The following is a 16,896-nucleotide window of genomic DNA, read 5'->3' as shown; positions in this document are numbered from 1 at the left end:
ATCCACCTTCAGAAATCCAGTGATCTAAGTTTCCAATAACCCTTTTTCCAGGTATTGAAAGGACCGCGATTCATACTTTGTGGCGCGCTATTATAAAGCCGTCTGACGCCATCTGACCCAACCCAACTTTTATCCCATTGATTAGAGTACATGTGCAGCACACGATCATTTTTTGAGTGAAAGCTACTAAGTATCTCGGCCATTGACCCGGGCTCATCTTGGGTTAGGTGGTGGAGATTAACCTCAGCACCATCCTTCCCTATCGGTGCATCACCCTTTCTCATCCTTTGAACATTCGTCCTTCCCAAATCATCAACGTAGTTAGGGTCAAATATATCTTTGCGTTGATACACCTTTCGACCTGCAACAGTTTTAGCCGCCCAGCAACTCCAGCCTAATGGATCGGCCCAGCTATTCGCGTTTGGAGCATATCGATAAAGGTTGAATCCACCTGCCAACCCAATCGGATCCTGCGTAATAAACCGCCCCACCTCCGGATCGTAATACCGAAAAGTATTGTAATGCAGCCCCGTCTCGTCATCAAAATACTGCCCCTGAAACCTCAGGTTCTGCTCTACCTCATTCACCGTCAGCGTTTCGAGGGCACCCCAAGCCTTGTACGTCGCCTGCCAGACAATCCGCCCTTCCCGGTCAGTCATCTCCAGCGGCGTACCAATCTGGTCGGTATGGAAGTAATAAAGCGTCTGCTCCCCACCCTCTTCCTGGTCCACCCGAGCAAGTGGCGCATAACTCCCCGGCTCATACACATAAAGGCTGCTCTGCCCCGGCGTCTCCTCGCGCAACATGCGCAAACCCTGCCACAGAAAATGCTTCTGCTCGGTGACCCCGTTGACCTCCGACACCTTGGCGACACGACGTCCCAAGCTGTCATAACGATAAGCCCCGGTACTTTCCAGCTTGCCGCCGACCAAGGTCTCAGCCTTAACCAACCGATTCTCGCAGTCATAGCTGAACGTCTGCAGCCGGCTCATGCCACTACGCTTTTCAATCAGGTTGCCCCACGCATCGTAGGTATATTCCTGATCCCGCCACTGCTTGATCCGGTTGTCTTTGACGTGATCAAACTGACTGGTATTGAAGTTCAGCCGGTTTGCCGCCGCGTCGTATCGGAACTCTTCACTGTCCACCAGCTTGCCGGTATCACGGCTATGCAGTTGACCGTTGGCTTCGTACTCGTACTTGATCTCGCCGCGCAGTTTGTCGAGGGTGCGGATGAGTTCGCCGGCAGGATCGTATTGATGACGGCGATGGATCGGGTTGTAGGCGTGCTCCACCAACAGCTCGGGTTGAATACCCGGATTGTGGATTTGCGAAAGTTTCTCTGCCGGCAACGTCGAGGCGAATTGCCAAGCCTTGCGGCCCATCGCGTCATAGCCAAAACAACTGGTGAGCGTGCCCTGAGTGCGTAACACCTCGCGGTGCAGGTCATCGCGCTCCATGTCGCTGATGAGCTGGCCGTCGAGGTTGAGTTGGTGCAGGTGGCCGCTGCCGTAGTACAGGTGGTTCAGGTGCTGGCCGGTGGGCAAAGTCAGGGTGGTCAGGTTACTCAGTGGGTCGTAGTCGTAGGACAGCGCGCCATGTGGAGTGGTCTCTTTAATTAAGCGACCTAGTAAGTCGTAGGAAAATTCGAGCTTTTCTTCAGAAATGCCGAGTTTCTTGCCGTTGGCGGTAGGCAGGCGCGCGATGGAGAGCAAGCGATCGGCGTCGTCGTAGGCATAATCCTGGCGGGCATCGGCATTGAGTTTAGCCAGCAGTCGGCCGATGGAATCGCGTTCGAATTCGGTACTGCGCTGCGGACGTTCGCCGCGTTCGCCGTAGCCGATTTCGTTGACCCGCGTCAGATGCCCGCCGAGGTTGTAGCTGAACTGGCGGGTCAGGTTGTCGATGCGTTTTTCTTCGATCAGCCGATCGGACGCGTCGTAGGCAAACTGGTACGCCGCGTTGTTTTCGTTGACCAGCGCGGTCAGGCGAATGGCCTGGTCGTATTCGTAGCGGATGCGCTGGCCTTTGGCGTCCTGGCGGCTGCTTGGCAGACCTCGGGCGGTACGTAGCAAGCGCGTGGTCTGGCCTTTGCCGTCGGTGTGCGTCAGCACTTGGCCGAGGGCGTTGTAGGTGAAGGACTCGGCGCTGCCGTCCGGGTGCTGGATGCGCAGCACTTCGCCGTCGGGTTTGCGTTCCAGAGTGGTGGTCTGGTTCAGGGCATCGGTGACGGCGACGAGGTGATGACGTTCGTCGAAACGGTACCGGGTGTTTTTGCCCGAGCAATCCTGGATCTAAAATGCTTTACTTAATAGCAGCAATAGAATTTACGAGACTTAAAATTAATTACAGGGCCAATTGAAACTTAACAACTTGCACACTGTTATTTACAAAGAGGCTTCATTACGACAATTTTAAAATGGCTTTTTCAAGTTTGTCCGTATTATTTACATCACCACCTTTATCTACATAGGTATGCCAAGCTGGTATCACTTTTTTGAACAATTCAAGGCCCTGAGCGGTGGTATCGGATTTTTTCAAAATCAAGTCCATCTTCAGATTGCCACGACCATCAAATGGCTCTAAATCAATCAAGCTGTGCGATTTGAGAAAATGCATTAACACCGTATACCGCAGAAATACTTGCTCTTGATACGCCGTGCTTTTATTTCTAGATGCAAGCATGGGTATACTGCACAACGTGAAATCTAAATCATTCATTAAAGCCTCCTACTTCGCACGAATCACTGTAGATATATCTTGCAATTCAATTAACTTTCTAGTGCCTGGCTCTCTAACATCTAGCCTTTTAGCAAATTTTTTGGACATTCAATCCAAGACCATTTATTTTCGCAATATTCACAAACGCCTCAGAAACCAAAGGATCAATCCATATAATTTTATCAACAAAGAAAAAATCCAACTCCGCAACTTTCTGTTCTTCGACGCAAAGTTTTTTTATACCCCTAACCTTATAATCATCTGAGAGCTCGCCATTGGCAAGCCTACCTAAAACCATAGACTTTCCGGAGTATTCAGAATTGAGATAATCAAAGCATGCCACTTTGCTATTAGCATGAATTAAAAAATATCTTTTCTCCGTAGTTTTTCCACTGAAATACTTAGCATCCACGGGGAACAAATCAGAGGCAAACCTATGCTCCTCCATCACATTTTTCATCTGTTCTGAAACAAAAAATGCACCACAAGTTGTAATGAAAAAATCGGATTTTATTTTTTTTACACGCTTATCTAAAACAAGGCTAACCTTAGTCTCAGGCACAAGTATTTTTTTACCTATCTGATAGTAATCTGGAAGCGCGGGGGAAAATTCCACATCGCCGTCAATAAATCCACCAGATAAATCCTCATGTCGAAGAATATAGTATTGCATGTCACACCCCCTAACAAGTCGAGCGAGTACCTTTAGGTCTCGGGTCCGTATTCTGTAAGCGCAAAGTATCAGCGCTTAAGCTCATTTTCATACTGCGTTCTACAGCACCAATTTTTTTAAGAATTTGGCTATCAGATGCTTGTGCGAGACTACCGATTTTTTGTTCAGCCATTAAAATCCGATTACGAGCCGCGTCATAGTAAGATCCTAAATGCCCACCACTGTGAAGAGGTTTACCACTCGAAAGAGATTCCGCTGAGGTAGTTGGCAGTGCCGATCCGTTGCTAGCGCCATTCGGATTATATATTCCCCTCTTAATCGCTTCTTGAATCAAATTAGATTTATTGAGCACGTTAGTAGGAATCAAATGGTGCGCTGCGTATCCGCTAGGAACCGTGTTTCCCGCTCTAGCCATAGCACTTGCAAGTTGCTGGCTAGGCGATAAGCCGTAGGAGAATTCGAACGTTTCTTCGCTGAAGCCGAGTTTCTTGCCGTTGGCGGTCGGCAGGCGCTCGATGGAGAGCAAGCGATCGGTGTCGTCGTAGGTGTAAGCCTGGCGGGCGTCGGCATTGAGTTTGGCCAGCAGTCAGCCGATGGAATCGCGTTCGAATTCGGTCTGTCGTTGTGGTCGTTCGGCGCGTTCGCCGTAGCCGATTTCGTTGACCCGTGTCAGGTGCCCGCCGAGGTTGTAGCTGAACTGGCGAGTCAGGTTGTCGATGCGTTTTTCTTCGATCAGACAATCGGACGCGTCGTAGGCGAACTGGTACGCAGCGTTGTTTTCGTTGACCAGCGCGGTCAGGCGAATGGCCTGGTCGTATTCGTAGCAGATGCGCTGGCCTTTGGCGTCCTGTCGGCTGCTTGGCAGGCCTCGGGCGGTGCGCAGCAGCCGCGTGAACGTCTACAGTCGGTTAATCCCACTGCGTTTTTTCAACCAGGCTAAACGTCGTGACAGTGGTATCAACGCGGCCCCGCTGAGGAACCCTTTTGGTGTTCCGTAGTGATACAGCGCCGTCTTTACGTCGAAATGCTGTCCCCGCCCTTCACCTCCATGTGTAACTGTATTTAAGTCACCTCATAAAAATCATCATTTTCAAGGTAATAGTTTATTGCATGAATATAGTCGTTAACGTTTGACTTTGAGTTGTTCTTTCTTTGCAAGTCGATCACACTCTGAAATATCTCCACATCAAAAAAATAGCTTGCACCATATTTATTGGCCAACACCGGGTTGCCACGCTCATCTAAATCTTCAAGCTCATCATCGCCAAGCAATAATAATATTTCAGTATTACTAGGATCCTCAGCCCAGCCGCTTTTACATGCAAACAACGTCCCGAACTTGTCAAGATTGTCAACTTCAGCAAGGAGAGAGCCAAAATTTTTATATCTGATCATAACTAAACTCCCTTATTTACCTGCATGAACTTCCGCCGCCCCAACCCTTTCGACCACCAACACCTTTAGCATGATAATCCGTATGTCTTGATTTATGATCCTTCATGTCGACTAGCTGTAGGAGACCTCCAACTTGGCCATGATGGTGCCATGTAGTTCCTGGGAAAGCTTTTCCTCGGAAGGTTCCACGTGTAGTAGGAGAAACGTGGGATTCAATTCCGGGATATTTCCCCTCTAGGTGAGACCTTAGAGTCGGATCATTTTTCATTGCATAGTAAAGCTGTCTATTCGACTCACTAAAGTGCACGGGATCCGACAACCTATACATTTCACGTGTAGGTAATCTTGCTTCAAAAAATACGTCGTACACCCCAGGATTTGAGCTTGCAAGACCCAAAACATCAATCCATCCAATAGGATTCTCTACATATCTGTAGAGATTGTCTCCCCCGAACAACCCAATCGGATCCTGCGTTATAAACCGCCCTACCTCCGGATCGTAATACCTAAACGTATTGTAATGCAGCCCCGTCTCATCATCGAAATACTGACCCTGAAACCGCAGATTCTGCTCGACTACATTGACGTCCAGACGCTCCACCGCACCCCACGCCTTATACGTCGCCTGCCAGACAATCTGCCCTTCCCGGTCAGTCATCTCCAGCGGCGTACCGATCTGGTCAGTGTGGAAGTAATAAAGCGCCTGCTCCCCACCCTCTTCCTGGTCCACCCGAGCAAGTGGCGCATAAGTCCCCGGCTCATACACATAAAGGCTACTCTGCCCCGGCGTTTCCTCACGCAACATGCGCAAGCCCTGCCACAGAAAATGCTTCTGCTCGGTGACCCCGTTGACCTCCGACACCTTGGCGACACGACGCCCCAAGCTGTCATAACGATAGGCCCCGGTACTTTCCAGCTTGCCGCCCACAAGCGTCTCAGCTTTAACCAACCGATTCTCACAGTCGTAACTGAACGTCTGCAGCCGGCTCATCCCGCTGCGTTTTTCAATCAGGTTGCCCCACGCATCGTAGGTGTACTCCTGATCCCGCCACTGCTTGATCCGGTTGTCTTTCACGTGATCAAACTGACTGGTGTTGAAGTTCAGGCGATTCGCCGCCGCGTCGTAGCGGAACTCCTCACTGTCCACCAGCTTGCCAGTATCACGGCTGTGCAACTGGCCGTTGGCTTCGTACTCGTACTTGATCTCGCCGCGCAGTTTGTCGAGGGTGCGGATGAGTTCGCCGGCAGGATCGTATTGGTGACGGCGGTGAATCGGGTTGTAGGCGTGTTCCACCAACAGCTCGGGTTGAATGCCGGGATTGAGAATCTGCGACAGTTTCTCCGCCGGCAACGTCGAGGCGAATTGCCAAGCCTTGCGGCCCATCGCGTCATAGCCAAAACAACTGGTGAGCGTGCCCTGAGTGCGTAACACCTCGCGGTGCAGGTCATCGCGCTCCATGTCGCTGATGAGCTGGCCGTCGAGGTTGAGTTGGTGCAGGTGGCCGCTGCCGTAGTACAGGTGGTTCAGGTGTTGACCGGTGGGCAGGGTCAGCGTGGTCAGGTTACTCAGCGGATCGTAGTCGTAGGACAGCGCGCCATGTGGGGTGGTCTCTTTAATTAAGCGACCTAGCAAGTCGTAGGAGAATTCGAGCTTTTCTTCAGAAATGCCGAGTTTCTTGCCATTGACGGTAGGCAGACGCTCGATGGACAGCAAGCGATCGGCGTCGTCGTAGGTGTAATCCTGGCGGGCATCGGCATTGAGTTTGGCCAGCAGGCGGCCGATGGAATCGCGTTCGAATTCGGTCTGACGTTGTGGGCGTTCGGCGCGTTCCCCGTAGCCGATTTCGTTGACCCGGGTCAGGTGCCCGCCGGGGTTATAGCTGAACTGGCGGGTCAGGTTGTCGATGCGTTTTTCTTCGATCAGGCGATCGGACGCGTCGTAGGCAAACTGGTACGCCGCGTTGTTTTCGTTGACCAGCGCGGTCAGGCGAATGGCCTGGTCGTATTCGTAGCGGATGCGCTGGCCTTTGGCGTCCTGGCGGCTGCTTGGCAGACCTCGGGCGGTACGTAGCAAGCGCGTGGTCTGGCCTTTGCCGTCGGTGTGCGTCAGCACTTGGCCGAGGGCGTTGTAGGTGAAGGACTCGGCGCTGCCGTCGGGGTGCTGGATGCGCAGCACTTCGCCGTCGGGTTTGCGTTCCAGGGTGGTGGTCTGGTTCAGGGCATCGGTGACGGCGACGAGGTGATGACGTTCGTCGAAACGGTACCGGGTGTTTTTGCCCGAGCAATCCTGGAAGCGTTCGACCTGGGCCAGGGTGTTCCACCACAGGTATTTGGATTTTTGCGTGGCGTCGATGATGGTGTGCGGCAGGCCGTCGTCGCTGTTGAGGTATTCGGTCTTGTTGCCCAGCGCATCGACTTCGGCGATGAGGTTGCCCTTGGCGTCGTAGCGGGCTTTCCAGGTACTGCCGTCGGGGTAGTCGACCTGGGTGACCAGGGTCGTCAGGTGGTGGTGCTGGTATTTGATCTTGCGCCCGAGCGGATCGGTTTCTTCGACCAGCCGAGCGTACTCGTCGTACTTGAGCTTGACGGTATTGCCATCGGGCAATGTAAGTCCGGTCATGTTGCCGGTGTCGTCGATCTCTATAACGTAGTGTTCGCCACCGAAGTCGCGGCTCGAGGTGACGCGGTTTTCGCTGTTGTAATGAAGTTCAGCTTCGCGCCCGAGTACATCGGTGATCCACGTGGTGCGGGCAGCTATGTCGTAGCGGAAATGGAAATGCTCGCCATCGCTGGTCCAGTGTTCCACCACTCGAGGTTGCTCTGCGATGGTTTCCCAGCGGTAATTGCAGGTAAGGCCCAAAGCATTGCTGTGACTGGCCATGACGCCTTCGGCGTAACTGAAGCGGCGGACCGAATCGTTGTTGCGATTGATCACCTCGATAAGCTGGCCATTGTCGTCGTAGCGATACTGCACCAGGGTTTCGACGGCCTGATTGTCGACAACGCGTTTGACATCGGTCAGGCGACCCAGCGGGTTGTCGTAATGCAAGTGCACACGAACGCCGCCGGTGGCACTGATGTCGGTCAGCGTGCCGTCGACCGTGCGGGTGAAATGCAGGAAGTGACCGAGGGCATTTTCGAGGCGTTGTAGCGGGACAGGGTTGTTGTCGTCCGGCACTTCGCCGAAGTAAAAGAAGATGTTGTCGAGGGTTTGCAGCAGGTAGTGACCGCCTTCGGTGCAGACCAGATACACCTGTTCGTGCGGATTGTAGATGCGTTCGCCCGGCTTGACGTCTACGAAGGGCACCGTGCGCCCCTGATTGTCGGTCAGGTAAACGAAGCTGCCACTGCGGCGCAGGCTTTGTTCCCAAGGCAACACCCAACCCTTGCCGAGCACACTGTCGACGGTCAGGTCACTGGCGTAGAAGCGTGACCAGTCGATGGGCATCAGGCCCGGAAGGCTGAAATCGGTTTCGTCGGGGATGACCTTGCGGCCGGTGGTGGCATCGACAGGGTTGCCGATCAGACCGCCGACTGCACGCTCGATCGCCGGTCCTACGACGTAACGGCTGGCCACTTCACCAGCGACGAACCCGGCGGTGAATTTCAACACGCAGGGCATGACGGCCTTCATGCCCGCCTGTGTCCCTGCCTTGATCAATTGAGCGATACCGCCCGCCGCACCGGCGACCGCCATCAGAATATCGACAGTAGTGCGCAGCCAGCCGGGAATCTCGTCATCTACCGGCAGGTAGCGGTGGGTGCCGCCGCCGATGAGCACGTTATCCGAACCGCTGGAGATCGTTGCGCCGTAGGTGATCTTGTCGCCCTTTCGGGCCGCTGCAGTGCCATTGATGAAAACGTTGGTCGAACCCTCTGCGACCTGTACCGGACCTGGATGCTTGTCGCAGGCGCCAATGCTTTTTTCGACATGGGCAGCCTTGCGACTGTTAACAAATACGTTGTCCGACGCAATGACGATGGTCCCGGAGGGCGAGGAAAAACTACTGCCTATTTTCTCCCCCAGGAAAGTCAACAGGCTACCTCCGACGCCTGCGGCCAGACCCGCCAAAAGAGCCACACCAAACCCACAGGTGAACATCGCGATAGCGACCGTGGCAATCAATGCAATCCCGAGCGCGGCCCCAATCAGAAACCCGCCCAGAGCACTGGTGTGGCTTATTTCGTCGCCAAACCTTGGACATCAGAAAAACCTTTAATGCTCAAGGATTAGCCACGATATACGACGCTAACTTTTAGTGCATAATCCATTTTTTAAGCAGGGGATTTTCATAATCACTATAAATTTCCAGGCACTCCCGCAGCGAACTTTTTATTAGGTTTCCCACTAGATCATCATTTATCAATCCGCATATCACCGACTTGTAACTTTTATTATCGCATGCAAATAGCTTTCAGCGCGCTCGATCTCTACGATCCGCAAATTCCGGGAGAAATTCCTGCAGCAAATTCAATAGTTCATCTTTACTAATTCAACCAAGCCTCAACCAGAATCTAAACGCCTGACGCCAACGATCCAGCTTTCTGGCCAGTTTCGTAGCATTGAGCAAACAGATCTATATACTCTTGTAGGCCTGTTCCGCTTCAACGATTAACAATCCCAACTCGAGATCAAAGGGCCACTGGTCTACTATTATTCTGGCGATACCGAGCTCGCGACTATTTTTTTTGGGAATATCCCCCAATGAAATTAAGCTCAAAACACGCAAGAAACATGCTTTAAACTTATTAAGCTGATCTATAGTTGTAACTGCAAGAACATCTTGCCTTTTCTGACATATCGCGTCTTCGATGGCGTCGACAGCCCGCTCGATTTTTTGAATTGCTTTATTTAAGTTTTTCATAGAGCCAACAAATCTGACAAATTAGTAATATATTTTTGCACCTGACCTCCGGGCAATCCCACGCCTTGCGCAGAGGCTCGACCTTCGATAATAGTCGATCCAGGCGACACTTTAAACTGAGCGATTTTAGTCATTTGGTTCCACTCCGTTTTCACAGCCAAGCTTTCTCTAGTTGCAGGAAACGCCTCAAATAAATATCGCCCTTCTGCCTTAGCATTAACACCATCAAAGTATCTTAATCCATATTCGTTCGCTGAGGCGGGCCTAACAGTAATAGTCTCTTTTTCAAAGGATTCCAGAACTTGCTTTCTAAACGTTCGTGGAACGCCTTTGCTTTTCAGGTATGCAGAGGCATCCTTAACACCAGCGTACTGCTGGGCACGAGGCCGACCGACTGTAGAACAGGCACTCAAGCCTAGAGGGTCGATGTAAGCAAGAGAATTTTTAGCATATGAGTAAAGGTTAAAACTCCCTGCCAATCCTATAGGATCCTGCGTAATAAACCGCCCTACCTCCGGATCGTAATACCGAAAAGTATTGTAATGCAGCCCCGTCTCATCATCGAAATACTGACCCTGAAACCGCAGATTCTGCTCGACTATGTTGACGTCCAGACGCTCCACCGCCCCCCACGCCTTGTACGTCGCCTGCCAGACAATCTGCCCCTCACGGTTAGTCATTTCCAGCGGTGTACCAATCTGGTCAGTATGGAAGTAGTAAAGCGCCTGCTCTCTACCCTCGACCTGATCCACCCGCGCCAACGGCGCATAACTCCCCGGCTCGTAAATGTAGAGGCTACTCTGCCCCGGCGTCTCCTCACGCAACATGCGCAAACCCTGCCACAGAAAATGCTTCTGCTCGGTGACCCCGTTGACCTCCGACACCTTGTCGACACGCCGTCCCAGGCTGTCATAGCGATAGGCGCCGCTGCTTTCCAGCTTACCGTTCACCAGCGTCTCAGCCCTGACGAGCCGATTCTCGCAGTCATACGTGAACGTCTGCAGCCGGCTGATCCCGCTGCGTTTTTCAATCAGGTTGCCCCACGCATCGTAGGTATATTCCTGATCCCGCCACTGCTTGATCCGGTTGTCTTTCACGTGATCAAACTGACTGGTATTGAAGTTCAGCCGGTTTGCCGCCGCGTCGTATCGGAACTCTTCACTGTCCACCAGCTTGCCAGTATCACGGCTGTGCAACTGGCCGTTGGCTTCGTACTCGTACTTGATCTCGCCGCGCAGTTTGTCGAGGGTGCGGATGAGTTCGCCGGCAGGATCGTATTGGTGACGGCGGTGAATCGGGTTGTAGGCGTGTTCCACCAACAGCTCGGGTTGAATGCCGGGATTGAGAATCTGCGACAGTTTCTCCGCCGGCAACGTCGAGGCGAATTGCCAAGCCTTGCGGCCCATCGCGTCATAGCCAAAACAACTGGTGAGTTTGCCCTGGGTACGCAACACCTCGCGGTGCAGGTCATCGCGCTCCATGTCGCTGATGAGCTGGCCGTCGAGGTTGAGTTGGTGCAGGTGGCCGCTGCCGTAGTACAGGTGGTTCAGGTGTTGACCGGTGGGCAGGGTCAGCGTGGTCAGGTTACTCAGCGGATCGTAGTCGTAGGACAGAGCGCCTTGTGGGGTGGTCTCTTTGATCAGACGGCCCAGCAAGTCGTAGGAAAATTCGAGCTTTTCTTCAGAAATGCCGAGTTTCTTGCCGTTGACGGTAGGCAGACGCGCGATGGAGAGCAAGCGATCGGCGTCGTCGTAGGCATAATCCTGACGCGCGTCGGCATTGAGTTTGGCCAGCAGTCGGCCGATGGAATCGCGTTCGAATTCGGTCTGACGTTGTGGTCGTTCGGCGCGCTCACCGTAGCCGATTTCGTTGACCCGCGTCAGATGCCCGCCGAGGTTGTAGCTGAACTGGCGGGTCAGGTTGTCGATGCGTTTTTCTTCGATCAGCCGATCGGAGGCGTCGTAGGCAAACTGGTAAGCCGCGTTATTTTCGTTGACCAGCGCAGTCAGGCGAATGGCCTGGTCGTACTCGTAACGGATGCGCTGGCCTTTGGCGTCCTGGCGGCTGCTTGGCAGACCTCGGGCGGTACGTAGCAAGCGCGTGGTCTGGCCTTTGCCGTCGGTGTGCGTCAGCACTTGGCCGAGGGCGTTGTAGGTGAAGGATTCGGCGCTACCGTCCGGGTGCTGGATGCGTAGCACTTCGCCGTCAGGTTTGCGTTCCAGGGTGGTGGTCTGGTTCAGCGCATCGGTGACAGCGACGAGGTGGTGGCGCTCGTCGAAACGGTACCGGGTGTTTTTGCCTGAGCAGTCCTGAAAGCGCTCAACCTGGGCCAGGGTGTTCCACCACAGGTATTTGGATTTTTGCGTGGCGTCGATGATGGTGTGCGGCAGGCCGTCGTCGCTGTTGAGGTATTCGGTCTTGTTGCCCAGCGCATCGACTTCGGCGATGAGGTTGCCCTTGGCGTCGTAGCGGGCTTTCCAGGTACTGCCGTCGGGGTAGTCGACCTGGGTGACCAGGGTCGTCAGGTGGTGGTGCTGGTATTTGATCTTGCGCCCGAGCGGATCGGTTTCTTCGACCAGCCGAGCGTACTCGTCGTACTTGAGCTTGACGGTATTGCCATCGGGCAATGTAAGTCCGGTCATGTTGCCGGTGTCGTCGATCTCTATAACGTAGTGTTCGCCACCGAAGTCGCGGCTCGAGGTGACGCGGTTTTCGCTGTTGTAATGAAGTTCAGCTTCGCGCCCGAGTACATCGGTGATCCACGTGGTGCGGGCAGCTATGTCGTAGCGGAAATGGAAATGCTCGCCATCGCTGGTCCAGTGTTCCACCACTCGAGGTTGGTCTGCGATGGTATTCCAACGGTAATTGCAGGTCAGGCCCAAGGCATTGCTGTGACTGGCCATGACGCCGTCGGCGTAACTGAAGCGGCGAACCGAATCGTTGTTGCGATTGATCACCTCGATAAGCTGGCCATTGTCGTCGTAGCGATACTGCACCAGGGTTTCGACGGCCTGATTGTCGACAACGCGTTTGACATCGGTCAGGCGACCCAGCGGGTTGTCGTAATGCAGGTGCACACGAACGCCGCCGGTGGCGCTGATGTCGGTCAGCGTGCCGTCGACCGTGCGGGTGAAATGCAGGAAGTGACCGAGGGCATTTTCGATGCGTTGTAACGGGACAGGGTTGTTGTCGTCCGGCACTTCGCCGAAGTAAAAGAAGATGTTGTCGAGGGTTTGCAGCAGGTAGTGACCGCCTTCGGTGCAGACCAGATACACCTGTTCGTGCGGATTGTAGATGCGCTCTCCCGGCTTGACGTCTACGAAGGGCACCGTGCGCCCCTGATTGTCGGTCAGGTAAACGAAGCTGCCACTGCGGCGCAGGCTTTGTTCCCAAGGCAACACCCAACCCTTGCCGAGCACACTGTCGACGGTCAGGTCACTGGCGTAGAAGCGTGACCAGTCGATGGGCATCAGGCCCGGAAGGCTGAAATCGGTTTCGTCGGGGATGACCTTGCGGCCGGTGGTGGCATCGACAGGGTTGCCGATCAAACCGCCGACTGCACGCTCGATCGCCGGTCCTACGACGTAACGGCTGGCCACTTCACCGGCGACGAACCCGGCGGTGAATTTCAACACGCAGGGCATGACGGCCTTCATGCCCGCCTGTGTCCCTGCCTTGATCAATTGAGCGATACCGCCCGCCGCACCGGCGACCGCCATGAGAATATCGACAGTAGTGCGCAGCCAGCCCGGAATCTCGTCATCTACCGGCAGGTAGCGGTGGGTGCCGCCGCCGATGAGCACGTTATCCGAACCGCTGGAGATCGTTGCGCCGCAGGTGATCTTGTCGCCCTTTCGGGCCGCTGCAGTGCCATTGATGAAAACGTTGGTCGAACCCTCTGCGACCTGTACCGGACCTGGATGCTTGTCGCAGGCGCCAATGCTTTTTTCGACATGGGCAGCCTTGCGACTGTTAACGAATACGTTGTCCGACGCAATGACGATGGTCCCGGAGGGCGAGGAAAAACTACTGCCTATTTTCTCCCCCAGGAAAGTCAACAGGCTACCTCCGACGCCTGCGGCCAGACCCGCCAAAAGCGCCACACCAAACCCACAGGTGAACGTCGCGATAGCGACCGTGGCAATCAATGCAATCCCGAGCGCGGCCCCAATCAGAAACCCGCCCAGGGCACTGGTGTGGCTTATTTCGTCGCCAAACCTTGCGGCTTCGAACATGACCGTTACTCCTGTTCGCTGGAGTCGGTCTTGTTGGCGCCGGGCTGGCGAGGCTGGAAGCTGGCCAGCAGGTCGGCCCAGTTCTGATTCTGCTCACTGCTGAAGTCAGCCTGCGCCGTGGTGGAGAAAATGATTGCGCGGCCCGGCTCGATCAGGAATGCCGCCTGACGCTGATAGAACGGACGACCATCGGTCATGTAATACGCATCGATCTGGATGCCATCAATCGGCGCAGTGCTGGAAAGCTCGACCGTCTTTTTGCCCAGCAAGGTGTAGCCACGCAGTTTCGATGCGAGCATTTTTACCTGGCGGTCTACGTAGGCCTTGAGCACCTCGGCCGGCAGGAGCATGTCCCTGGAGATGGTGATACTCAGCGGTGCAGGAATGCTCGCCCCCAGCACAAACATGTTTACCGTGCGGTCCTGAAAACCCTGCGGCAACGCGATGCTGCCTTCCTGCAATTCATAATCCATGTGATGTAAATTCCTGAAATCGAAAAAATTAGGTATCAGCGGGCCGCGAGGCCTTCGAGCATGCTGTCGAAATCAACCAGCCATAGACTCAGCGCAGGCTTGGTCGGATCAATCACGCACGAAATATTCAGCCATTGCACTTCGTCACGCCCGGCGACAGGAACGATGGCGCCCACCAGACGCCCATGGCGTTCGGCGTGACCGGTCTTGAAGTGAAAATCCACGCACTTGGCGGCATTGCCTGCCAGGCTGTACTCGCGCTGACGGATGATGCGCAGCCCCGGATAAATCGTGTGGAACGCCTGCACGGAGCCGTCAAAAAGATTTTCAAGATTCTGGCCCTGCGCCACATCGCGACGATTGATCGTCAGGATGATTGGCTCGCCTTCGTGCTCGATGGTTGTCTGAATATCGCGGAAGTTGAAACCCGATGGAAATGCCAGATTGAACCCGCCGAAGTTGAAGCTGCTAGGCGTGTCTTGCAGGGCGACCACAGGTACAGGTTCTGGCTCGGCCTCTGCTTCGACTATCGGTGCATTCTGCTGTTCAAGACGAGCCGCTTCCTCCAGCGCAATGCGCTTGGCGGAAATTCGGTCATAGAGGCTGGTTCTGGTCATTGGCACGATTCCCTAGTCATTGATCCGAACCTCGGAGCCGGTGATTTGGGTGGTGTCCGTGCTGGTAGTGGTGATCGTCTTGCCTCTGATCTCAATGCCGGCCGGAGTCAGCGTGATGCTGCTTTCTCCGACCTGCAAAATAATGTGCTCCTTGGCACTCACCTGAATGAACTGGTTATCGACCTGAATCGTCAGCGAGCCTTCCTGGACATTCATCACCGTGTCTTTCTTGATCGTTTCAGTGTGCGTGCCACCCACAGTGATCGTGCGATTGCTACCGACACTGTGGGTCTCATCGACCTCGATCTCGGTGTCCATGTTGCGCTCGGCGTGCATGATGACTTGCTCGGCGCCGGCCTTGTCTTCAAAGCGAAAGAAGTTCGCCGTGCCGCCATCGCCCTTCATCGACCGCGTCAAAAACCCGCTCTGCGTCTTGTTCGCCGGCAACGACCACGGTGGTGTGTTCTTGCTGTTGTACAGGCTACCCATGATCAACGGCCGATCAGGATTGCCGTCGAGGAAGACCACCACGACTTCGTCGCCGACACGGGGGATCTGAATGCTGCCGAAACCGCCGCTGGCACCGGCTTGAGCAACGCGGACCCAGCAGGAGCTTTTGTCGTTGAACTCGCCGTAGCGGTCCCAGTGGAACTGCACTTTCACGCGGCCCATTTCGTCAGTGTAGATTTCTTCGCCGGGCGGGCCGACGATGATGGCGGTTTGTGGGCCGGAAATCGCAGGCTTGAGCAGGTCCATCTGTGGACGGAATTTGATTTTTTTCCGCACGCAATAAAATTTATTACCGTAGCCAGCCTGACTTCCCGAGGTGTAATTGTTGCTGCCGCGGTGCTCGATGCTCATCACCAGGAACTGCCTGTCATCGGCAGAGCCAGCGTCATGCTCGTAATGCTGCGTCAGCTCAAACGTATTGCCTGGGCGCATAGCGCGACAGTTGCTTGACCCGACAAATGTCTTGCCTTTGAGCTCGAGCGCCTCAATGCGGTTACGCACCAGAAGTTCGCCATCTTCATACGTGCCGTGGGTGTACTGCCCCATGTAATCGAAGATTTCATACGACGGAACATCACCTTGTTGATTGAGGCTGTTCATCGTGACGGGAATCCGATTTCCGGGCTGTCGATAATCGAAGGTTTGCACCGAGATCTTTCCGGCCTGGAACTCCCGGGCGGAACTCCAGTGAGTGATGGAGTCAGAGTTTTCAGTCACTGATGCTGTGTGGAAGCGCACTTGCGGCTGCTCAGGCAGCGGCGTCAGAACGCTGGAGTCGTCCATGATGATGAGCATGTGGCTGTCGGCCGTGTGCTCGAAGTAGAAGAACAACCCTTCTTGCTCAAGCAGCCGCATGACGAAGTGACTGTCGCTTTCACGGTACTGAGTGATATAGCTGTGTGGCTTGAGTGTACGGCTGACGCGGAACTCGTATTTCGCGAGACCTTCGTAGCGACCAAATACCTTCCTGATCACCTGCTCTACGGTTTGATCCTGATAGATTTGAGAGTCATACCGCTGCGCAATCAAGCTCAACCATGAACCCACATAGGCTGAGTAGCGCGACATGCCGCCATCACTGCCGTTGTTCCCGAAGCTCAGCACATGGCCGTTGATATAACGGCTACCGCCGGTAGCAAGTTCTATTTCAATCGTCGCGGCCTGGCCGATTGCGGACTTGAGTTTTACGCTCGCGTCCTCGGAAATCAGATCCAGCTGAAATCCGAAATCAGTCGATAAACCTTCACTCCCGGCAAAGGATTCAAGCAACAACTCCTGGCCGCCCTTGAGGGCCATGGTCAGCTTGAACATGCGCCTGTTCTGCGCCAAAAACAGTGAGGAAAGATCCATCGCTTCAACTACTCCTTAACCGGTAACACGTCATCAGGCTTGAACGGCCTGCACGTA

General features: G+C 54.2%; 10 protein-coding genes and 2 pseudogenes. All 12 read right to left on the bottom strand.

From position 1 onward, the window contains the following. Positions 1-8: 8 nt before the first annotated feature. The 12 genes and pseudogenes from ACA063_RS12225 to tssI all read right to left on the bottom strand — a co-directional run bounded on the left by ACA063_RS12225 (position 9) and on the right by tssI (position 16,839). On the bottom strand, positions 9-353 hold the full coding sequence (locus tag ACA063_RS12225) for an HNH/ENDO VII family nuclease (RefSeq protein WP_497666512.1): 345 nt from the start codon (positions 351-353) through the stop codon (positions 9-11). 30 nt (positions 354-383) lie between these two features. After that, a pseudogene (locus ACA063_RS12220) lies at positions 384-2,291 on the bottom strand (RHS repeat-associated core domain-containing protein); the annotation flags it as partial. Between the two features lie 112 nt (positions 2,292-2,403). Then, positions 2,404-2,721 carry a hypothetical protein gene (locus ACA063_RS12215; protein ID WP_497666064.1) on the bottom strand — a complete coding sequence of 106 codons (318 nt, stop codon included), beginning with the start codon at positions 2,719-2,721 and terminating at the stop codon, positions 2,404-2,406. 88 nt (positions 2,722-2,809) lie between these two features. Beyond that, positions 2,810-3,394 carry an imm11 family protein gene (locus ACA063_RS12210; RefSeq protein WP_497666063.1) on the bottom strand — a complete coding sequence of 195 codons (585 nt, stop codon included), beginning with the start codon at positions 3,392-3,394 and terminating at the stop codon, positions 2,810-2,812. Positions 3,395-3,404: 10 nt separating this feature from the next. Beyond that, a pseudogene (locus ACA063_RS12205) lies at positions 3,405-4,286 on the bottom strand (AHH domain-containing protein); the annotation flags it as partial. Between the two features lie 170 nt (positions 4,287-4,456). Next, complete coding sequence (locus tag ACA063_RS12200; RefSeq protein ID WP_194693674.1) at positions 4,457-4,789, bottom strand: DUF7716 domain-containing protein; 333 nt, start codon at positions 4,787-4,789, stop codon at positions 4,457-4,459. 16 nt (positions 4,790-4,805) lie between these two features. Next, entirely contained in the window at positions 4,806-8,972 is a 4,167-nt protein-coding gene (locus tag ACA063_RS12195) for an RHS repeat-associated core domain-containing protein (RefSeq protein ID WP_497666511.1), read from the bottom strand. 394 nt (positions 8,973-9,366) lie between these two features. Further along, positions 9,367-9,654: a hypothetical protein gene (locus ACA063_RS12190; RefSeq protein WP_497666062.1), complete on the bottom strand. Its 288-nt coding sequence runs from the start codon at positions 9,652-9,654 to the stop codon at positions 9,367-9,369. Continuing rightward, on the bottom strand, positions 9,651-13,889 hold the full coding sequence (locus ACA063_RS12185; protein ID WP_497666061.1) for an RHS repeat-associated core domain-containing protein: 4,239 nt from the start codon (positions 13,887-13,889) through the stop codon (positions 9,651-9,653). The genes ACA063_RS12190 and ACA063_RS12185 overlap by 4 nt, the downstream gene beginning before the upstream one ends. A 5-nt stretch (positions 13,890-13,894) precedes the next feature. Beyond that, positions 13,895-14,362, bottom strand: a complete 468-nt coding sequence (locus ACA063_RS12180) for a DcrB-related protein (protein WP_497666060.1) — start codon at positions 14,360-14,362, stop codon at positions 13,895-13,897. A gap of 35 nt (positions 14,363-14,397) precedes the next feature. Next, positions 14,398-14,979, bottom strand: a complete 582-nt coding sequence (locus ACA063_RS12175) for a hypothetical protein (protein ID WP_497666059.1) — start codon at positions 14,977-14,979, stop codon at positions 14,398-14,400. A 12-nt stretch (positions 14,980-14,991) separates the two neighbouring features. Then, positions 14,992-16,839 carry a type VI secretion system tip protein TssI/VgrG gene (tssI, locus tag ACA063_RS12170; protein ID WP_497666058.1) on the bottom strand — a complete coding sequence of 616 codons (1,848 nt, stop codon included), beginning with the start codon at positions 16,837-16,839 and terminating at the stop codon, positions 14,992-14,994. Positions 16,840-16,896: the final 57 nt, after the last annotated feature.

It is taken from the genome of Pseudomonas sp. LBUM1643, assembly GCF_059716215.1.
This window is presented reverse-complemented; position numbering and strand designations above follow the sequence as displayed.